The sequence below is a fragment of the Caballeronia sp. SL1002 genome (assembly GCF_057814995.1).
Genome location: NZ_JBYMUW010000002.1, coordinates 2,738,100 through 2,758,674, shown reverse-complemented (window position 1 = coordinate 2,758,674; position 20,575 = coordinate 2,738,100). Strand labels below are relative to the sequence as shown.

The 20,575-nt window shown below is 63.7% G+C and carries 18 protein-coding genes and 1 tRNA gene; 14 read left to right on the top strand and 5 right to left on the bottom strand.

Going from position 1 to position 20,575, the window contains the following annotated elements:
• Positions 1-42: 42 nt before the first annotated feature.
• From htpX to AC3D25_RS15190, 11 genes are all read left to right on the top strand, one after another.
• Entirely contained in the window at positions 43-900 is an 858-nt protein-coding gene (gene htpX / locus AC3D25_RS15240; protein ID WP_488889198.1) for a zinc metalloprotease HtpX, read from the top strand.
• A 182-nt stretch (positions 901-1,082) separates the two neighbouring features.
• Positions 1,083-2,561, top strand: coding sequence for a 16S rRNA (cytosine(967)-C(5))-methyltransferase RsmB (rsmB, locus tag AC3D25_RS15235; RefSeq protein ID WP_488889197.1), 1,479 nt, complete (start codon positions 1,083-1,085; stop codon positions 2,559-2,561).
• Positions 2,558-3,154: a DUF4390 domain-containing protein gene (locus AC3D25_RS15230; RefSeq protein WP_488889196.1), complete on the top strand. Its 597-nt coding sequence runs from the start codon at positions 2,558-2,560 to the stop codon at positions 3,152-3,154. Before rsmB ends, AC3D25_RS15230 begins: the two co-directional genes overlap by 4 nt.
• 19 nt (positions 3,155-3,173) lie before the next feature.
• Positions 3,174-5,561, top strand: a complete 2,388-nt coding sequence (locus tag AC3D25_RS15225) for a sensor histidine kinase (protein WP_488889195.1) — start codon at positions 3,174-3,176, stop codon at positions 5,559-5,561.
• The gene (esaR, locus tag AC3D25_RS15220) at positions 5,562-6,275 is read left to right on the top strand and encodes a response regulator transcription factor EsaR (RefSeq protein ID WP_488889194.1); all 714 of its coding nucleotides are present in this window, start codon (positions 5,562-5,564) and stop codon (positions 6,273-6,275) included.
• A 66-nt stretch (positions 6,276-6,341) separates the two neighbouring features.
• Positions 6,342-6,417 (top strand) — tRNA-Phe (locus AC3D25_RS15215).
• 375 nt (positions 6,418-6,792) lie between these two features.
• Positions 6,793-7,527 (top strand): 7-cyano-7-deazaguanine synthase QueC, encoded by a 735-nt coding sequence (gene queC, locus AC3D25_RS15210; protein ID WP_488889193.1) that lies wholly within the window; start codon positions 6,793-6,795, stop codon positions 7,525-7,527.
• A gap of 23 nt (positions 7,528-7,550) precedes the next feature.
• On the top strand, positions 7,551-8,183 hold the full coding sequence (queE, locus tag AC3D25_RS15205; protein WP_488889192.1) for a 7-carboxy-7-deazaguanine synthase: 633 nt from the start codon (positions 7,551-7,553) through the stop codon (positions 8,181-8,183).
• A gap of 16 nt (positions 8,184-8,199) precedes the next feature.
• A complete protein-coding gene (gene queD / locus AC3D25_RS15200) occupies positions 8,200-8,646 on the top strand; it encodes a 6-carboxytetrahydropterin synthase QueD (RefSeq protein ID WP_488889191.1) in 447 nt (148 codons plus the stop codon).
• 162 nt (positions 8,647-8,808) lie between these two features.
• The gene (locus AC3D25_RS15195) at positions 8,809-9,591 is read left to right on the top strand and encodes an HpcH/HpaI aldolase family protein (protein WP_488889190.1); all 783 of its coding nucleotides are present in this window, start codon (positions 8,809-8,811) and stop codon (positions 9,589-9,591) included.
• Complete coding sequence (locus tag AC3D25_RS15190) at positions 9,588-10,283, top strand: tetratricopeptide repeat protein (protein ID WP_488889189.1); 696 nt, start codon at positions 9,588-9,590, stop codon at positions 10,281-10,283. Before AC3D25_RS15195 ends, AC3D25_RS15190 begins: the two co-directional genes overlap by 4 nt.
• A gap of 60 nt (positions 10,284-10,343) precedes the next feature.
• On the opposite strand, the gene rodA is transcribed toward AC3D25_RS15190, so the two are convergent.
• From rodA to AC3D25_RS15165, 5 genes are all read right to left on the bottom strand, one after another.
• Positions 10,344-11,492: a rod shape-determining protein RodA gene (gene rodA / locus AC3D25_RS15185; protein ID WP_488889188.1), complete on the bottom strand. Its 1,149-nt coding sequence runs from the start codon at positions 11,490-11,492 to the stop codon at positions 10,344-10,346.
• Between the two features lie 11 nt (positions 11,493-11,503).
• Positions 11,504-13,786 carry a penicillin-binding protein 2 gene (gene mrdA / locus AC3D25_RS15180; protein WP_488889187.1) on the bottom strand — a complete coding sequence of 761 codons (2,283 nt, stop codon included), beginning with the start codon at positions 13,784-13,786 and terminating at the stop codon, positions 11,504-11,506.
• An 85-nt stretch (positions 13,787-13,871) separates the two neighbouring features.
• Complete coding sequence (mreD, locus tag AC3D25_RS15175) at positions 13,872-14,384, bottom strand: rod shape-determining protein MreD (RefSeq protein WP_488889186.1); 513 nt, start codon at positions 14,382-14,384, stop codon at positions 13,872-13,874.
• Positions 14,381-15,481 carry a rod shape-determining protein MreC gene (gene mreC / locus AC3D25_RS15170; protein ID WP_488889185.1) on the bottom strand — a complete coding sequence of 367 codons (1,101 nt, stop codon included), beginning with the start codon at positions 15,479-15,481 and terminating at the stop codon, positions 14,381-14,383. The genes mreD and mreC overlap by 4 nt, the downstream gene beginning before the upstream one ends.
• Before the next feature lie 193 nt (positions 15,482-15,674).
• Positions 15,675-16,718, bottom strand: coding sequence for a rod shape-determining protein (locus tag AC3D25_RS15165; RefSeq protein ID WP_004189550.1), 1,044 nt, complete (start codon positions 16,716-16,718; stop codon positions 15,675-15,677).
• Between the two features lie 386 nt (positions 16,719-17,104).
• Between AC3D25_RS15165 and gatC the strand changes: the two genes are divergently transcribed.
• The 3 genes from gatC (at position 17,105) to gatB (ending at position 20,508) form a co-directional block, all read left to right on the top strand.
• Entirely contained in the window at positions 17,105-17,404 is a 300-nt protein-coding gene (gene gatC / locus AC3D25_RS15160) for an Asp-tRNA(Asn)/Glu-tRNA(Gln) amidotransferase subunit GatC (RefSeq protein ID WP_488889184.1), read from the top strand.
• 144 nt (positions 17,405-17,548) lie between these two features.
• The gene (gatA, locus tag AC3D25_RS15155; protein WP_488889183.1) at positions 17,549-19,036 is read left to right on the top strand and encodes an Asp-tRNA(Asn)/Glu-tRNA(Gln) amidotransferase subunit GatA; all 1,488 of its coding nucleotides are present in this window, start codon (positions 17,549-17,551) and stop codon (positions 19,034-19,036) included.
• A complete protein-coding gene (gene gatB, locus AC3D25_RS15150) occupies positions 19,033-20,508 on the top strand; it encodes an Asp-tRNA(Asn)/Glu-tRNA(Gln) amidotransferase subunit GatB (RefSeq protein ID WP_488889182.1) in 1,476 nt (491 codons plus the stop codon). Before gatA ends, gatB begins: the two co-directional genes overlap by 4 nt.
• Positions 20,509-20,575: the final 67 nt, after the last annotated feature.

The following is a 20,575-nucleotide window of genomic DNA, read 5'->3' as shown; positions in this document are numbered from 1 at the left end:
TCGCGCGAAATGCGCACTGATAAAGGGTGAGGAGTTCAGGACATGTTCAACTGGGTCAAAACGGCGATGCTGATGGCAGCGATCACGGCCCTTTTTGTCGTGATCGGCGGGATGATCGGCGGCTCGAAGGGCATGATGCTCGCGCTGCTGGTCGCTCTCGGCATGAATTTTTTCTCGTACTGGTTCTCGGACAAGATGGTTCTGCGCATGTACAACGCGCAGGAAGTCGACGAATCCAGCGCGCCGCAGTTTTATCGTATGGTGCGCGATCTGGCGGCGCGGGCCGAATTGCCGATGCCGCGCGTCTATCTCATCAACGAAGACGCGCCGAACGCGTTCGCGACCGGCCGTAATCCGGAGCACGCGGCGGTCGCGGCCACGACGGGTATTCTGCGTGTGTTGTCGGAGCGGGAAATGCGCGGTGTGATGGCGCACGAACTCGCGCACGTGAAGCATCGCGACATCCTCATTTCGACCGTTTCGGCCACGATGGCGGGCGCGATTTCCGCGCTGGCGAACTTCGCGATGTTTTTCGGCGGCCGCGATTCGGAAGGGCGTCCGTCGAATCCGATTGCGAGTATCGCGGTGGCGATTCTCGCGCCTATCGCCGGTGCGCTGATTCAAATGGCGATTTCGCGGGCGCGCGAATTCGAGGCGGATCGTGGCGGCGCGCAGATTTCGGGCGATCCGCAAGCGCTCGCGAGCGCGCTCGAAAAAATCCACGCGTACGCGCGCGGCGTGCCGTTTCCGACCGCCGAGCAGCATCCGGCGACCGCGCAGATGATGATCATGAATCCGCTGTCGGGCGGCGGGATCGCCAATCTGTTTTCGACGCACCCGGCAACCGAGGAACGCGTTGCGCGCCTGATGGAAATGGCGCGGACCGGCCGCATGGAGTGATTTAAGGGCGTCAGTGCCTAACCAGTCTCAAAAAATCGCCGCCTCGTGCGGCGATTTTTTTTGAGACTGCAACTGCGATAAAAACGCGGTCGAGCATCACCTCCGGCCGAATCTGGCTCGCACGTTACAATGCGTCGTTTAAGAGTCCGCGCTTTCGGCGGCTCCGCCGCTACCGCCCAGACATGACCGACAAGCCTTCCCGCCGACGCGCCGCTCAGCCCGCCGCGCAAGACCGGACGTCGTCCGACGGCCGTTTCACCCCGCTGCATCTCGCGCCCGATTCGCTCGCCTTCGCCCTCGACGGCGCGGCGCAGGCGATCGGCGCGGTGCGCGCGGGATCGGCGCTGCCCGCGGCGCTGCAGACCGTGATCGCGTCGGGCAACCCGGCCGCGCGCGGCGCGACACAGGATATCGCGTATCGCACCTTGCGCCGGCTCGCGCTCGCGGATGCGCTGCTCGCGAAACTCGTGAAAAAGGCGCCGCCGCCGCACGTCGCGAACGTGTTGTGCTGCGCTTTCGCGCTGGTCGCCGATAACGACGCCGACGCGGCGTACACGCCATTCACGGTCGTCGATCAGACGGTCAACGCGATCGCCGCGCGGCGCGAATTCGCATTTGCGAAGGGACTGGTCAACGCCGTGCTGCGCAGCTTCCTGCGCGAGCGCGAGACGCTGCTCGCCGAGGTCCGCCAGGATCCGGTCGTGCGCTGGAATTACCCCGCGTGGTGGATCGACGCGGTGAAGCGCGGCCAGCCGGACGCCTGGGAAAACATTCTCGACGCGGGCAACCGTCAAGGTCCGCTCACGCTGCGCGTGAACGCGCGGCGCACGAACGTGGCCGACTATCTCGAAACCTTGAAGGCCGAGGGAATCGGAGCGACGGCGGCGGGCCTTCACGCGGTGCGCCTCGACACGCCGATGCCGGTCGACAAGATTCCCGGTTTCGCGGAGGGCATCGTCTCCGTGCAGGACGCGGGCGCACAACTCGCCGCGCAATGGCTGGGCGCGTCGGACGGCATGCGCGTGCTCGATGCGTGCGCAGCGCCAGGCGGCAAGACCGGCCATATCCTCGAACTGGCGAAGGTGGAATTGATCGCGCTGGAAAGCGATCCGGCGCGCGCCGGGCGGATCGGCCAGAACCTCGAACGCCTGGGTCTCGCGGCTGAAGTGCGCGTGGGCGACGCCGGCGAGCCGTCGGAATGGTCGGACGGCGATGCGTTCGACCGCATTCTGGCCGACGTGCCGTGTTCGGCGTCGGGCATCGTGCGGCGTCATCCCGATATTCGCTGGCTGCGTCGTCCGTCGGATATCGCTGCGCTGGTGGCGGAGCAGCGGCGGATCGTGTCGGCGCTCTGGCCGCTGGTCGCAACCGGCGGCGAGTTGCTTTATGTGACCTGCTCGATCTTCCCGGAGGAAGGCGAGTTGCAGGCGCAGTGGTTTGGAGACGCGCACGAAGATGCGGTACGATTGGACGCGCCGGGGCAATTGTTGCCGACGGCGCTCCACACGAGCCCCAACGTTGCGCAAGACACGGCGGACGGCTCCAACGTTTCAGACGCCGCTGCGGGCGATGCGCATTCTGCCCGCATCACTTCGAACCGGAACGCGGAATCTTCCGCCGACCACGACGGATTCTTCTACGCGCGCTTTCAGAAACGGTGACGATCAAACGCCTTTTTCCGCTTCGGCTCGTTGCCGTCGTCTGGACTGCGCTGGCTTTTGCCTTGAGCCTCGTTGCAGCCACGCCCGCACTGGCCGACCCGATCGCCGTGCAGCGTGCGTCGCTGCAGTCCGACGCAAGCGGCTGGAGTCTCGACGCCCGCTTCGACTTCGAGCTGAACAGCAGTCTCGAAGACGCGGTGAACAAGGGCATTCCGCTTTATTTCACGACCGATTTCAGTCTCTCGCGACCGCGATGGTATTGGTTCGACGAGGAACCGGTGAATGTCTCGCAAAGCATTCGCCTTTCGTTTCAACCGCTTACCCGCGAATATCGCGTCTCGACGGGCGGGCTGCAGCTTGGTTTTACATCGCTCAACGAGGCGCTGGCGGTGATCAAGCATGTGACGTCGTGGCACGTGATCGACCGGACGCAGGTGAAGCCCGGCGATACCTACAACGCATCCGTGCGCATGCAACTGGATATCGCGCTGATGCCCAAACCGTTCCAGATCGACGCGGTCAATAACCGCGACTGGAGCCTTTCCTCCGACTGGAAGCGATTTACTTTCACGGCGGCCGAACGTGCCAAATAAATTCCGCCGCCGCACCGATATGAAAAGTTTCGTCGTCCGATTGCTGGTAACGACCGTCGCCGTCACGGCAGTGCTGCTGCTCGTGATGCTCGCGCTCGCCAGCGCGAACACGGAGTTCTTCGACCGCTACTATTCCTGGCTCTACGCGGCGAACGTCGCGGTGGCCGTCGTGTTTTTGCTGATCGTCACGGGGCTGATGCTCATCATCGTGACGCGGGTGCGGCAGGGCAAATTCGGCACGCGCCTGCTCGCCAAGCTCGCGTTTATCTTCGCGCTCGTCGGCGTGGTGCCGGGCGCGATCATCTACGTGGTGTCGTATCAGTTCGTGTCGCGCAGTATCGAGTCGTGGTTCGACGTCAACGTGGAAACCGCGCTGACGTCCGGGCTGAACCTCGGGCGCGGCATGCTCGACGCGTCGCTGTCGGACCTGCAGAACAAAGGCCGCCTGATGAGCGACCAGCTTTCCAGCGCCGATTCCACAAGCCTCACGCTCACCCTCCTGCGTCTGCGCGATCAGTTCAACGTGCAGGACGCGACCATCGTCGAGCCGATGCGAAGCGGTTCCGGCACGGCGCCCGATGTGCGCGTGATCGCGCAGGCATCGAGTAACTTCGCCGCGCTCGTGCCCGACAACCTGCCGACGCCGCTGATGCTGAATCAGGCGCGGCAGCGTCCGTACGGCGCGATCGAAGGGGAAGTGGACGGCGATGCCGGCGCGACCGGGCCGAAGGGCGCGTTGCGATTGCGCGTGATCGTGAAGATCGCCGATGCCAGCACGGCCGAACTGCAGCCGGCCGAACGTTTCCTGCAGATCGAGCAGCCGGTAAGTCCCGCACTTGCGCGCAACGCCGACGCCGTGCAGCGCGCGTATCGCGAATATCAGGAAAAGGCGCTGGGGCGCACCGGCCTGCGCAAGATGTACATCGGCACGCTGACGCTCGCGCTCTTCCTCGCCACTTTCATCGCGATGATCCTCGCGCTTGCGCTCGGCAATCAGCTCGCGCGCCCGCTGTTCCTGCTCGCGCAAGGCACGAAGGAAGTGGCGGAGGGCGATTACACGCCCAAACGCGAAGTCAAATCGCGTGACGAACTCGGCTTTCTCACGCAGTCGTTCAACGCGATGACGCGTCAGTTGTCCGAAGCGCGCGCGGCGGTCGAGAACAACCGGATCGCGCTGGAACATTCGAAGGCGTATCTCGAAAGCATTCTCGCGAATCTGACGGCGGGCGTGTTCGTGTTCGACCGGCAGTTCCGGCTCACCACCGCGAATCGCGGCGCCGCGCGGATTTTCCGGCAGCCGTTCAATGCGTCGCTGAACCTGCCGCTGGAGCAGATCGACGTGCTCGCCGAGTTCGGCGCGATGGTGCGCAAGGCGTTCGCGGATCGCGATGCGGCGGCGAGCGGCAGCGGCAAGCCGGTCGGCGATCGCGGGCACTGGCAGCAGCAACTGGCGGTCACCGTGCCGGGTGAAAACGATCCGCTGACGCTGCTCGTGCGCGGCACGCAATTGCTGAGCGCGACCGAGAGCGATGCCGAAGACGCGGAAACCACCGGCTACGTGGTCGTTTTCGACGATATCTCGGACGTGATCTCGGCGCAGCGTTCGGTCGCGTGGGGCGAAGTCGCGCGGCGGCTCGCGCACGAAATCAAGAATCCGTTGACGCCGATTCAGCTCTCCGCCGAGCGCCTTCAGATGAAACTCGCGGACAAGCTCGCGCCGCACGACGCGGACGTGCTCAAGCGCGGCGCGACGACCATCGTGAATCAGGTGCAGGCGATGAAGCAGATGGTCGACGATTTCCGCGAATACGCGCGGACGCCGCCCGCCGTGCTCGGCAATTTGCAACTCAACGAACTCGTGGGCGAAGTGCTGGCGCTGTACGGCATCGAGGAAGGCAAGAGCCCGATCACGATCGAGCTCGCGAAATTGCCGGTGATTCGCGGCGACGCGACTCAATTGCGGCAAGTGATCCACAACCTTTTGCAGAATGCGCAGGATGCCGTGGCCGATGTTGCGGAACCGCGCGTCCTGCTCGAAACCAAGACAGTAGAATATGGCGACCCCGATTCGTCCGGCCACGCGCGCGTCGCGGTGCGCCTGACCGTGTCGGACAACGGTCCCGGTTTCCCGGCGCGCATTCTCTCGCGCGCGTTCGAGCCTTACGTGACGACCAAGGCGAAGGGCACGGGGCTGGGATTGGCAACGGTGAAGAAGATCGTCGATGAGCACGGTGCGCGCATCGACATACGTAATCGTTCGAAAACCGCCGACGTGATCGAAGGCGCGCAGATCTCGATTCTGTTCCTGCAACTCGCGGACGACGCTGTTCAAACCGGCGCAACGCCGCCGGCAGCGAGCGCGAGTCACGGAACGACAAAAGCAACAGTGCAGACAAGGGCAGCGTAAATGGCAACCATCCTGGTGGTAGACGACGAAATGGGCATCCGGGAATTGCTCTCGGAAATCCTGAGCGACGAAGGGCATGTGGTGGAGGCGGCGGAAAATGCGCAGCAGGCGCGCGATTACCGCTTGCGTCAGGCGCCTGATCTGGTGCTGCTCGACATCTGGATGCCGGACACCGACGGCGTGACGTTGCTCAAGGAATGGGCGGCGCAAGGCAAGCTGACGATGCCGGTGATCATGATGTCGGGCCACGCGACCATCGACACCGCCGTCGAGGCGACGAAAATCGGCGCGCTGAATTTCCTCGAAAAACCGATCGCGCTGCAAAAACTGCTGAAGGCGGTCGAGCAGGGACTCGCGCGCGGCACGGCGGCGACGCCGGTGGCGTCGACGGCGGCGAAACCGCTGATGTCGGGTGGCTTGTCGAGCGTGCCGGCGGCGGCCGCGTTGCCGAGCGTATCGTCGATGAACGCGGGCGGCGATAGCAACTCGGGCATCGCGCACGGCCAGTCAGGCCCGACGGCGGCAATTTCCTTCGACATCCCGCTGCGCGACGCGCGCGACGCGTTCGAGCGCGCGTACTTCGAATATCACCTTGCGCGCGAGAACGGCAGCATGACGCGCGTCGCGGAAAAGACCGGGCTCGAACGCACGCACTTGTACCGCAAGCTGAAGCAACTCGGCGTGGACCTCGGCAAGAACAAGAGCGAGGTTTGACTGAAACAAATTGGGTGAAAAACGCTTGAGCGTCGGAAACCCCTTTGATATACTTTCGTTCTTCGTGGCCCGGTAGCTCAGTTGGTAGAGCAGCGGATTGAAAATCCGCGTGTCGTTGGTTCGATTCCGACCCAGGCCACCACAGTTGCAAGAAGGCCCGGAAACCGCAAGGTTTCCGGGCCTTTTCCATTGCGCGGGTTTTGGCCGAAAGGCTTCGAGGCGCGCTGGGTCCGGACCGCACCGGGCGGAAAACAGACTCCGCATGTTAAAATTCGTGGCGGTTCAAGGACTTATCGATTGCCGCTGTTTTGTTCGAGCGTTGAGAAACCGGGCGCGGTATCGGCGGTATAAAGACCGCGCGATCACGCCGGCAAGCCGCCCGCCTATACTTGGCCGCTTTATTCGGCCGCATGGCCGGACCGTTCCGGTCGACGGGCCGCAGGCCACACTTTCCGGCCCGATCTCGCTCAATCACGCTCGATCACGTTTATCGCGCGCTCATACACGGAGTTTCACGGTGACTCGGACAGACGCTAAGGACAGCGCCCTCGTGCTGTTTTCCGGCGGCCAGGACTCGGCCACATGCCTCGCGTGGGCACTCGAACGGTACAAGACGGTCGAAACGCTCGGCTTTGATTACGGTCAGCGGCATCGGGTCGAACTCGAATGCCGCGACGGTTTCCGCAACGGCGTCGCGCGCGCGTTCCCGCATTGGGCTGACCGGCTCGGCGAGGATCACATGATCGACTTGTCGATTCTCGGCGCGATCAGCGAAACCGCGATGACCCGCGAAATCGAGATCGAAGCCACGGCGAACGGCCTGCCGAACACCTTCGTGCCCGGCCGCAATCTGATGTTCATGACGATCGCGGCGGCGGTGGCGTATCGGCGGGGATTGAAGGTGCTGGTCGGCGGCATGTGCGAAACGGACTTTTCGGGCTATCCCGATTGCCGCGACGACACCATGAAAGCGCTGCAAGTCGCGCTGAACCTCGGCATGGAAACGCGCTATGCGCTCGAAACGCCGCTGATGTGGCTCGACAAGGCCGATACCTGGCGGCTCGCCGAACAACTCGGCGGCGAGACGCTCGTGGAACTCGTGCGGATCGAGACGCATACGTGCTATGTCGGCGAGCGGGCGGAACTGCACGCGTGGGGCTTCGGTTGCGGCCAGTGTCCGGCGTGCAAGCTGCGCAAGCGCGGCTATGAGGCGTATCGCGCGGGCGAGCAGGTCACCTTCGAACCGGTTTAATTTTTAAGAGACAAACGGCGGTTATGACTTACGCGGTAAAGGAAATCTTCTACACGTTGCAAGGCGAGGGCGCGAACGCCGGACGCCCGGCGGTGTTTTGCCGGTTCGCCGGCTGCAACCTGTGGTCGGGCCGCGAAGAAGATCGCGCAGAAGCGGTTTGCCAGTTCTGCGACACCGATTTCGTCGGCACGGATGGCGAAAACGGTGGCAAATACCGCACGCCCGCCGATCTGGTGGCGATGATCGCGTCGCAATGGCCGGACGGCGAAGCGCATAAGTTCGTCGTGTGTACGGGCGGCGAGCCGATGCTGCAGATCGACCAGCCGTTCGTTGATGCGCTGCACGAAGCTGGCTTCGAGATGGCGATCGAAACCAATGGTTCGCTGCCGGTGCTCGATACGATCGACTGGATTTGCGTCAGTCCGAAGGCCGATGCGCCGCTCGTCGTGACGAAGGGCAATGAACTGAAAGTGGTCGTGCCGCAAGACAACCAGCGTCTCGCCGATTACGCGAAGCTCGACTTCGAGTATTTTCTCGTGCAGCCGATGGACGGCCCGTCGCGCGATCTCAACACGAAGCTCGCGATCGACTGGTGCAAGCGGCATCCGAAGTGGCGTCTTTCGATGCAGACGCACAAGTACCTGAACATTCCCTGATAGCCGGTAGAACTACGTGCAGACCATCACCCGAAAGCTGGAATTCGACGCGGGCCACCGCATTCCCGATCACCGCAGCCAGTGCCGTAATTTGCACGGGCATCGCTACGTGCTGGAAATCACGCTGCAAGGCGATCTCGTCGATACCGAAGGCGCGCCGGATCGCGGCATGGTGATGGATTTCGCCGATGTGAAATCGCTCGCGATGGAGCATCTCGTCGGCAAGTGGGACCACGCGTTCATCGTGTACGAAGGCGATGCACAAGTGCGCGAGTTCCTCGACAGCATGCCCGGCCACAAGACCGTCGTGCTCGACCGCATTCCGACCGTCGAAAATCTGGCGTCGGTGGCATTCGGCATTCTCGCCGAAGTCTACGACGCCCATTACGGCGTCAATCTGAAGCTCGCGCGCGTGCGTCTTTACGAGACGCCGAACTGCTGGGCGGACGTCGAGCACGCATAGGCCGTATCGGCTAAGCGCCGGCATCGGCGTTATTGTCACGGTATGATCGTTCGATAAGCCGCGCAACACGCGCGGTACAACGGAGCGAGACATAACGGAGCACGCCATGCCGCGCAACTTCTTCCGCCAAGCGCGCGCCGCCTCCCAGCCCGGAGCGCCGCGATGAGCACCTTCACCAATCCCCTCAAGCAAAAACTCGCCGAGCCGGGCGCTCTGTTCGGCCTTTGGCTGTCGCTCGGCAGCGCGTGCGCCGCCGAAGCGCTCGCGCACGCGGGCTTCGACTGGTTGTGTATCGACATGGAGCACTCGGCTAACGACAGCCGCGACGTGATCGACCAGTTGCGCGCGATCGCCGCCGCGCATCTGCCGAGCGAGCCGGTCGTGCGCGTGCCCGCAAGCGTTGGCTGGCTCGTCAAGCGCGCGCTCGACGCAGGCGCGCGCACGCTGATGTTCCCGAACATCGAATCCGCCGACGACGCCGCGCGCGCCGTGCGGCTCACGCAATATCCAACGGCCGAAGCGCGCGACGGTCAGCGCGGCGTCGCGGGCGGCGTCCGCGCGGCGGCTTATGGCATGCGGCGCGACTATCTGAGCACGGCGAACGCGCAGATCGCGACGATCGTGCAGATCGAATCGGTCGCGGCGCTCGAAAACGTCGATGCGATCGCGGCGACTCCCGGCGTCGATTGCCTGTTTATCGGCCCGGCGGATCTCGCGGCGAGCCTCGGCCATCTGGCCGATCCGAAACACGCGGACGTCCAGGCGGCCATCGAACGGATCGCGGCGGCGGCGCGGCGCGCGGGTATCGCGTGCGGCATTTTCGCGATGGATGTGGCGAGTGCGCGCCAGTATGCTCAAGCGGGCATTCGGGTGATCGCGCTGGCCGCCGACGTCACCTGGCTCCTCAAGGCGACGCGCCAGGCGTTGCAGGAAGCACGCACATGACCACGACTTCAAGCAGGCGAATTTTGATGCTGGCCGCAGCGCTCGCCGCAGCACTGGCATTCAGCGGCGCGGCGAACGCGCAGACCACGCTCAAATCGACGGATCTCGCGACGCAAAGCGCGGTCGCCGATTACAACGCGGGCAACATGGCGGCGGCGCGCTCGGAGTTTCGCCGCGCGGCGCAAGGCGGCAGCCGGCTCGCGGAATTCAACTACGCGATGATGCTGCTGAACGGCGAAGGCGGCGCGCCGGATATCGACGAAGGCAAGAAGTGGCTGCGCCGCGCCGCCGACGCGAACATGACGCACGCGCAATATGTCTACGGCAAGATGTTCGACGACGGCGAGTTCGTCGCGAAGGATCCGGCCGAGGCGCATCGCTGGTTTCTGAAAGCGGCGAACCAGGGACACGTGCAGGCGGAACTCGCGCTCGCCAACCAGTTTCTGGATGGTCGCGGCACGCCCCGCGACAACACGCAGGCGTTCACCTGGTACAAGAAAGCGGCGCAGGGCGGCGACATGACCGCGCAGTACGTCGCCGGTTCGTTCTACGAGCGCGGCGGCGACGGCGTGGAGCGCAATCTGAACGTCGCGCGCGCGTATTACGCGGCGGCGGCAGCGCAAGGCGATCCGGCGGCGCGGCTCAAGTACCAGGAGTTGAGCGCGGAACTGGAGCGCAACCGTCCGCAATGAAAAAAGCCCGCGTTTATGCAACGCGGGCTTTTTTTATCGGCAAGGCTTGGGCGTGCAGCGCTAGCCCTGCATCAGCCGCTTCTGGCGCGCAACACTCATGATGAGGCCCGCCGCGACGCCGAGCGTCGTGAGCGCCGTGCCGCCATAGCTCATGAACGGCAGCGGCACGCCGACCACCGGCAAAATGCCGCTCACCATCCCGATATTGACGAATGCGTAGGTGAAATACGCGAGCGTCAGCGATCCCGCCAGCAAACGCCCGAACAAGGTCGCGCCGTTCGCCGCGATATAAAGCCCGCGCGCGATCAGCACCATGTAGAGAAAGAGCAGCACCAGCCCGCCCGCGAGTCCGAATTCCTCCGCGTAGACCGCGAAAATGAAGTCGGTATGCTTCTCGGGGATAAATTCGAGATGCGCCTGCGTGCCTTTCAGCCAGCCTTTGCCGAGCGTGCCGCCCGAGCCGATCGCGATCACCGCCTGAATGGTGTGGAAGCCCTTGCCGAGCGGATCGGAAGTGGGATCGAGCAAGGTGCAGATGCGATGCTTCTGGTAGTCGTGCATCAGCGGCCAGTTCACTTCCGGCTGGCAGATCCGGTCCTGGAACACCGCGACGCACGCCACCATCACCACGCCCGCCGCCAGCACCGGCACCAGCAGCTTGAAACTCAGTCCGGCGAAATAAATCACGAAGAATCCCGCGGCGAACACGAGCACCGCCGTGCCAAGGTCGGGCTGCTTGGCGATCAGCGCCACCGGCACGATCAGGATCAGGAAGCCGACCAGATAATCCCACCAGCGAATCCCGCCTTCGCGCCGCTGGAAATACCACGCGAGCATGAGCGGCATCGCGATTTTCATGATCTCGGATGGCTGGATCACGACGCCCACGTTCAGCCAGCGCTTCGCGCCCTTGCGCGTCAGCCCGAAACTCGCGACCGCAATCAGCAGCGCCACGCCGAGCGTGTAGAGCGGGACGGCGAAGCGCATCAGCATCGGCGGCGGAATGTTCGCGAGGATCCACATCAGCACGAACGTCAGCATGATGTTGCGCAACTGGTCTTCGACACGGCCCGGCACGTCGATACTCGCGCTATACAGCGTCACGATGCCGACGCACAGCAGCAGAAACACGATCAGCGCGAGCGGCCGGTCGAAGCCCGCGAACATGCGTTTGCTGCGGTCGAGCCAGGCGCGCTTGTCGAATTGCATCCTCTGCTCCTTTATTCGTCGATGCCGCCCGAAGGCGTCAGCGTCTTGATGGCGTTGCTGTTGCCCGGCTTGCTGCCTTTGCGTGGCTGCGGTTGCGGCTGTGGCTGCGGCTCGGCAGGTTGAGTCGGTTGGGCAGGCAACGCGGGCGCGCTCGCCGGCTCCGGCGCGCGGCGCTTCTTTCTCGACGGCGCGGAAGCAGAAGAAGCCGACGATGCAGCCGACGCCGAAGCCGCCGAAGCCGCCGAAGCTGCGCTCGCGGCCGATGCCGAGAACGCGGGCGATACCGCCGCGAGCGAAGCGGGCAGTGCGGCTTCAGCCGGCGTTTGCGGCCCGCCGATAATCGGGATACCCGCGTCTTCAGTCGCCGAAGCCGCCGCCGCGATCGCCGCTGCTTCCGCGCCGGGTTTCAGGCGATCGACGAGGTAGTAATCGAGCACTTTACGCGCGATCGGACCCGCCGCTTCCGCACCCCAGCCGCCGTTTTCCACGATCAGCGCGAGCGCGATCTTCGGCTGTTCCGCCGGCGCGAACGCGATGAACAGCGCGTGATCGCGCAGATGCTCGGCGGTCGCGTGGCCGCGATAGTTCGCGCCCTGCAACGAATAAACCTGCGCCGTGCCGGTCTTGCCGGCTGAGGTATAAGGCGCGCCCGCGAACACCTTCACCGCCGTGCCGTTGGTCATGACGCCTTCCATCGCACGCTTGATGACGTCGATATCCTGCTGGCGCACGTCGATCCGCGCGCTTTCGCCGCGCACGGTCGGACGCTCGGCCTTCGTCAGTGGATTCTCAATGTCCTTCACCAGGTGCGGCTTCATCACCACGCCGTCGTTCGCGAGCGTCGCGGTGGCGTGCGCCAGTTGCAGGATCGTGAACGAGTTGTAGCCCTGGCCGATGCCGAGGCTGATGGTTTCGCCCTCGTACCAGCGCTGCTGCTCCGGCTTGTGATACGCCTTCCGCTTCCATTCTGTTGAAGGCAGAATGCCGCGCGCCTCGCCCGAAATGTCGATGCCCGTGATCTGACCGAAACCCCACGGTTTCATGAATCCGGCCATCGCGTTCACGCCCAGATCGCGTGCCACCATGTAGAAATAGGTGTCGTTCGACACGACGATCGCCCGGTTCATGTCCACCCAGCCTTGCCCCGCGCGCACGTCGTTGCGGAACGTGTGGCCACCGAAGGTGAAGAAGCCCGGATCCTGAAAACCCCAGCCCGGCGTGCGCTTGTGCAGCGAGAGCGCGGCGAGCGCCAGGAACGGCTTGTAGGTCGAACCCGGCGGATAAGTGCCGTGGAGCGGGCGATTGAGCAGCGGATGGTCGGGCGAATTGTTGAGCGAATCCCAGGTCTGCTGGTCGATCCCGTCGACGAACGAATTCGGGTCGAAGCTCGGCGCGGACACGAACGCGAGCACGTCGCCGGTGGCGGGTTCGATCGCGACCAGCGCGCCGCGCCGGCCGGCGAACGCCTGCTCGGCCACCTGCTGCAGGCCGATATCCAGCGACAGCCGCAGATTATTGCCCGGCGTGGCCTGCGTGCGCGACATGGTGCGTACCGGACGGCCGCCCGCCGTGACTTCCACTTCCTCGAAACCGGTCAGTCCGTGCAGTTCCGTCTCGTAACTCTGCTCGACGCCGATCTTCCCGATGTAATCGGTGCCCTTGTAATTATTTGCGTCGAGACGCGGATCGTAGTGCTCGCCATCGGCGTCGTTCTGATCGCTCGCCTCGTCGATGCGCTCCTGGTCGCGCTGCGAAATCCGCCCGATATAGCCGATCACGTGCGCCGCCGTCGGCCCGAGCGGATATTGGCGGAACAGTCGCGCGCGCACTTCCACGCCGGGAAAACGGAAGCGCTGCGCGGTGAAACGCGCGACTTCGTCGTCGGTCAGGCGCGTGCGGATCGGCAGGCTTTCGAAATTCTTCGAATCTTCGAGCAGTTTCTTAAAGCGGCGGCGGTCGCGCGCGTCGACGGGAATGACCGTGCCGATACGGTCGATTTCATCGTCGAGCGTGCCGTCGATTTTCGACGGCGTGATTTCCAGCGTGTACGCCGAGTAGTTCTTGGCGAGCACGACGCCGTTGCGGTCGGTGATGATGCCGCGATTCGGCACGATGGGCGCGACCGAAATGCGGTTTTCGTCGGCTTGCAGGGAGTACTTGCTGAAGTGCCACACCTGCAAGTACAGGAACCGCAGGCCGATCAGCCCGAAGCAGACGAACACGAACAGGCCGGCCGCCGCGACGCGCAGGCGAAACTTCGACAACTGTTGTTCGGCGTTCTTGAATTCGGTCATGCAGTATTCGCGATTTTTCGCGATTCAACGAAAGGCTCGGCAAGCCACTTCAGTAAACCACTTCGTTAAGCATTAGTGCAGATCGTCAGATCGGGCGCGTGTCGTCGGGATCGGCGGCGCGCCGTTGCGGCATGAGCAGGAGGAAACTCGTCACCGGCCACAGCACCGCTTCGACAAACCCGTCGATCAGATAACCCCAGCCCGGAAACGCCGCGCCGGTCATCAGGCGAATCACGAACGGCACGAGTTGCGCGCCGACCAGAAGCGGCGCGACGACGAGCGTCTGCACCGGCAGCGACATCCACAGCACGCGCCGGTGAATCGTGATCGCGCCATACGACAACAGCGTATACGCAAGCGCGTGCTCGCCGAGCAGGCTCGCGTTGTGGACGTCCATCAAAAGACCGAGCAGAAACGCGATACCCATTCCGACCCGGCGCGGCTGGTGAACGTTCCAGAACAGCAGCACGACGGCGACGAAATCCGGCACGCCGATCTGGCGTCCCCAAGGCATCAGGTTGAGCAGGAAAGCGGCGGCCAGACTGAACGCGATGAAGTACGGATTGACCGGTTGCAGGATGTATTGCGGACGGCTCATCGCACGGCTCCCGAAGCGGGCCGGGCGGTGCTCGCCTTCGGCTGCGCGCGGCCTGGCGCGGATTTCGCCGCGGACGCGGGTCTCGCGGCCGACGCCACCACAGCGGGCGCGGCAGGCGCAGCCGATGCAGCCACGGCAGGCGCTGCCGCGCTGCCGGCAGCCGGTGCCGCCGCCTTGCTCGCGCCCTTGCCTTTTTTGCCCTTGTTTTCTTTCGCTTCCTTCGCGGCGGCGGCGGCTTCGACCTCGACCGGATTCGGCGGCAGATTGACGTTGTAATGCAGCACGAGCAACTGGCGCGCGCCGCGCACCGGCGCGATGGGCAAGCAGACGACACGCGCGAACGCGGTGTCGGCTTGTTTGTCGACGCGCACGACTTTCGCCACCGGCAATCCCGGCGGATAAATGCCGTCGAGGCCGCTCGTCACGAGTTCGTCGCCGGATTGCACGTCGGCGCTGATCGGCACGAAACGCAGATCGAGCGTATCGCCCTTCGGCGTCCCGTAGATCACGCTACGCAAACCCGTCCGCGCGATCTGCACGGGCACGGCCTGGTCTTTGTCGGACAGCAGCGTGACTTCGGATTGCAGCGGAAAGACGCGCGTAACCTGCCCGATCACACCGTCTTCGTTCACGACCGGCGCGCCGTCCTGAATGCCCTGCTGCGCGCCCTTGCCGATCACCACTTTCTGCGTGAACGGATCGCGCGTGTCGTATTGAATCTCGGCGGGCGTGGTTTGTGTGGTCGCGCGCGACTGCAACTCCAGGAGCGCCCGCAGATGCGCGTTTTCCGCGCTCAGTTGCGCCGCGTCGCCGGCCTTGACCGAGAGCTGGAGGTTTTTATCGATGAGCTTCTGGTTCGCGCTGCGCAGGTTCGCGCTGGTCACGGCGAGATCGGCCGCGCCCATGAACATGTCGCGCGGCACCAGCGCCGCGCGCTGCAGCGGGTACAAGCCCGCGCCGAGCAGGCCGCGAACGATCTCCAGCGTGTTGAAGCGAGCGTCGGAGATGAGCAGGGCGAGTGCGAGCACCACGAAGAAGATCAGCCGCGCGAGCGCTGACGGACCTTGCTTGAAAAGTGGCGGCGGACTGTATTCCATGGTCGGCGCCGAGGGCGTGAGCGGTTTGATGTGCTGCAGAACCGCGATTCGAACGGTCCTGCTCTACGCTGTCAAATACGGCCCGGACTGAGCCGGGCCGTGCTTGGCGCGCGATGCATTGCGCGGTGCGTTGCATGAGTCGGCATCGGGCGGCGCGGGTTTCGCAGTCACGCGAAAGTGCGCCACGGGATCCTCACTCGTAGGAGAAGATGCTGCCGAGTTTATCCATGCGTTCGAGCGCCATGCCCGAACCACGGACGACGCACGTCAGCGGGTCTTCCGCGACGAGCACCGGCAGACCGGTTTCTTCCGCGAGCAAGCGGTCGAGATCACGCAGCAGCGCGCCGCCGCCGGTCAGCATCATGCCGCGCTCGGCGATGTCGGCGCCCAGCTCCGGCGGCGTCTGTTCCAGCGCGATCTTCACCGACGACACGATCTGGTTCAGCGGATCGGTCAGCGCTTCGAGAATTTCGTTGCTCGAAATGGTGAAGCTGCGCGGAATGCCTTCCGAAAGATTGCGGCCCTTGACTTCCATCTCCTTGACTTCGGAGCCCGGGAAAGCCGAACCGATTTCCTTCTTGATGGCTTCGGCGGTTTGTTCGCCGATCAGCATGCCGTAGTTGCGGCGGATATAGTTGACGATGGCTTCGTCGAACTTGTCGCCGCCGACGCGGACCGAACCCTTGTACACGATCCCGCCGAGCGAGATCACGCCGACTTCGGTCGTGCCGCCGCCGATATCGACGACCATCGAGCCGGTCGCTTCCGAAACCGGCAAGCCCGCGCCGATGGCCGCAGCCATGGGTTCTTCGATCAGGTAGACCTGTGAGGCGCCCGCGCCGTGTGCCGCTTCCTTGATGGCGCGTCGTTCGACCTGGGTCGAACCGCACGGCACGCAGATGATGATGCGCGGCGAAGGCGAGAACATCCGCGATTCGTGTGCAGTCTTGATGAACTGCTTGATCATCTGCTCGGTGACGGTGAAATCGGCGATAACGCCGTCTTTCATCGGGCGGATGGCTTCGATGTTGCCCGGCACCTTGCCGAGCATCTGCTTTGCTTCCTTGCCGACAGCCTGAATGGTCTTCTTGCCGTTCGGGCCGCCTTCTTGGCGGATGGAAACAACGGAGGGCTCGTCGAGTACGATGCCTTTGCCGCGCATGTAGATCAGCGTGTTGGCGGTGCCGAGATCAATCGCCAGATCGTTGGAAAAGTAGCTGCGCAAAAAACCGAACATTCAAAATCCTGTCTCGCTGGGAGCCGTGCCTCGCTTCAAGCGCCTAGGACGGCAGCGGAAAAATTAACAGACTGCAGAGAGCGAGAGCGGTCGCCGCAAAATGCAGAACTGCGAGGAAATCTACCGGAGGATACGAACGCACCAAGCATTAGCTACGCGCGACACACGCTCGCGAAGGGTGAAACGCAGAGAAAGCTGCTGGTAAGTCGATCCGGATTTGGGTGGAACGCGTAATGATACCTTATAATTTTGGGGTATTCGAAGGAAAAGGACGGTAGTTTTTGCCATCGTCAGACTCGCTGTTTGTGGCTCCTTCCCTTGATGTAACTTCTTGTCGCATTTAATGTTTTCTTGATTGCGGCGGACTCAGTCTTTCCGGTGACCGAATGTCTTTGACCTTGACGGATGTAAAACGCATTGCGCATCTTGCGCGGCTCGAACTAGCCGACGACGAAGCCGAGCCCACGCTCGCCCGCCTGAACGATTTCTTCGGTCTCGTCGAGCAGATGCAGGCGGTGGACACCACCGGCATCGCGCCGCTCGCGCATCCGATCGAACAGATCGAGGAAGTCGCGCTGCGCCTGCGCGACGACGTAGTAACAGAGCATGTAACGCGCGAAGAGTTCCAGCAACCTGCGCCTGCGGTGCAGGACGGGCTGTATCTCGTGCCTAAAGTGATCGAATGAAGTGATCGAATGAAGTGATTGCGTGAAGTGATCGAATGAAGTGATCGCGTGAAGTGATTGAAAAAGTCGCCGGAACGGGCGCATAACGCCGTGCCTCGCGCACGGTGCGCGGCGATATGTCGCCGTGCTCATCAGGAAACCGCAATGCATCAAAAAAGTTTGACCGAATTGCGCGCGGCGCTCGACGCTAAGGAAATCTCCGCCGTCGAACTCGCGCAGTCGTATCTGACGCGCATCGAGGCCGCGAAGGATCTGAACGCGTTCCTGAGCGTCGATCGCGACCTGACGCTCGCGCAGGCAAAAGCCGCCGACGCTTCAATCGCGCAAGGCTCGGGCGGCCCGCTGACCGGCCTGCCGATCGCTCACAAGGACGTGTTCGTCACGCGCGGCTGGCGTTCGACGGCGGGCTCGAAGATGCTCGAAAACTACGCGAGCCCGTTCGATGCGACAGTCGTCGAGCGGCTGAATCGCGCCGGCATGGTGACGCTCGGCAAGACCAACATGGACGAGTTCGCGATGGGTTCGTCCAACGAGAACTCGTACTTCGGCGCCGTGAAGAATCCGTGGGATTTGTCGGCGGTGCCGGGCGGATCGTCGGGCGGATCGGCGGCGGCCGTTGCCGCGCGCCTCGCGCCCGCCGCGACCGGCACGGACACCGGCGGATCGATTCGCCAGCCGGCGTCGTTTACCGGCATCACCGGCATCAAGCCTACTTATGGCCGCGTGTCGCGCTACGGCATGATCGCGTTTGCTTCGTCGCTGGATCAGGGCGGTCCGATGGCGCAGACCGCCGCCGATTGCGCAACGTTGCTCAATGCAATGGCCTCGTTCGACGAACGCGATTCGACCAGCCTGCAACGCGCCGACGAAGACTACACGCGCTATCTCGGCCAGCCGTGGACGGCGGGCGATGCGGCCAAGCCGCTCGCGGGCTTGCGCATCGGCATGCCGAAAGAGTATTTCGGCCCGGGTCTCGCCGACGACGTGCGCGCCGCCATCGAAACCGCGCTGAGGCAGTACGAGGCGCTCGGCGCGACGCTCGTCGACGTGTCGCTGCCGAAGACCGAACTGTCGATTCCGGTGTACTACATCATCGCGCCGGCGGAAGCATCGTCGAATCTTTCGCGCTTCGACGGCGTGCGTTACGGCCATCGCGCGGCGAATTACACCGATCTGCTCGATATGTACAAGAAGTCGCGCGCGGAAGGCTTCGGTCCGGAAGTGAAGCGCCGGATTCTGGTGGGCGCGTACGTGCTGTCGCACGGTTACTACGACGCGTATTACCTGCAGGCGCAGAAAATCCGCCGCATCATCGCGAACGATTTTCAGGAAGCGTTCAAGCAGTGCGACGTCATCATGGGACCGGTCGCGCCGACGGTCGCGTGGAATCTCGGCGAGAAAGCCGACGATCCCGTCCAGATGTATCTCGCCGATATCTACACGCTCTCCACGAGCCTCGCGGGCCTGCCCGGCATGAGCGTGCCGTGCGGTTTCGGCGCGGGCGCGAACGCGAAGCGGCCGGTCGGCTTGCAGATCGTCGGCAACTATTTCAACGAAGCCCGGATGCTCCAGGTCGCCGACGCGTTCCAGCGCGCGACCGACTGGCATCGGACGGCACCGGCGGGAGTATGAGCATGCAGTGGGAAGTCGTTATCGGACTGGAGACGCACACGCAGTTGTCGACCGTCTCCAAGATTTTTTCAGGCGCGGCGACGCAGTTCGGCGCCGCTCCGAACACACAAGCGTGCCCCGTCGATCTGGCGTTGCCCGGCTCGTTGCCCGTGATGAACCGCGGCGCGGTCGAACGCGCGATCGTGTTCGGCCTCGCGATCGGCGCGACCATCGCGCCGCGCAGCATTTTCGCGCGCAAGAACTACTTTTATCCCGATCTGCCGAAGGGTTATCAGATCAGCCAGTTCGAGATTCCGGTCGTGCAGGGCGGCACGCTGACCATTCAGGTGCCGGCCAACGAAAAGACGGGCAAGGAAGCCTACGAAAAGACCGTCAACCTGACGCGCGCGCATCTGGAAGAAGACGCGGGCAAGTCGCTGCACGAAGACTTCGCGGGCATGACGGGCATCGACTTGAACCGCGCCGGCACGCCGCTGCTCGAAATCGTCACCGAGCCGGAAATGCGCAGCGCGGCCGAAGCCGTGGCCTACGCGAAGGCGTTGCACGGCCTCGTGATCTGGCTTGGCATCTGCGACGGCAACATGCAGGAAGGCTCGTTCCGCTGCGACGCTAATGTGTCCGTGCGCCCGGTCGGCCAGCAGGAATTCGGCACGCGCGCCGAGATCAAAAACCTGAACTCGTTCCGCTTTCTCGAAGAAGCCATTCAGTACGAAGTGCGCCGCCAGATCGAGTTGATCGAGGACGGCGGGACGGTCGTGCAGGAAACGCGTCTCTACGATCCGGACAAGCGCGAAACGCGCTCGATGCGCAGCAAGGAAGACGCGCACGATTACCGCTATTTCCCCGATCCCGACCTGATGCCGCTCGTGATCGGCGCGGATTGGGTGGAGCGCGTGCAGAGCGAAATGCCGGAACTGCCCGAGGCGATGCAGAACCGTTTCGTCGAGCAATACGGGTTGACGCGCTATGACGCGGCGGGCGTGACGTCGTCGAAGGCGATGGCGGCGTTCTACGAAACCGTGGTCGCGTCCGCCGGCGCAGCGCAGGCGAAGCTCGCGGCGAACTGGCTAATGGGCGATGTCTCGTCGCAACTGAACCGCGAGTCGCTGGAAATCGGCGAATCGCCGGTGTCCGCCGCGCAACTCGCGCTGCTGATCCAGCGCATTGCCGACGGCACCATTTCCAACAAGATCGGCAAGGACATTTTCCTTGCGATCTGGGAAGAAAAGGCCACGGATGACGCAGCGGTGGACCGGATCATCGAGTCGAAAGGGCTGAAGCAGATTTCGGACACGGGCGCGCTGGAAGCGATCATCGACGAAGTGCTGGCGGCCAACGCGAAGTCGGTCGAGGAATATCGCGCGGGCAAGGAAAAGGCGTTCAACGCGCTGATCGGCCAGGCGATGAAAGCGACCAAGGGCCGCGCGAATCCGCAGCAGGTCAACGAACTTTTGAAGAAGAAACTATCCTGACGGCTGAGTAGGCTGAATCGGCCGAAGGGATCAACGGGCTGTTGCCGTCTTGCTGGGCAGCAGCCCG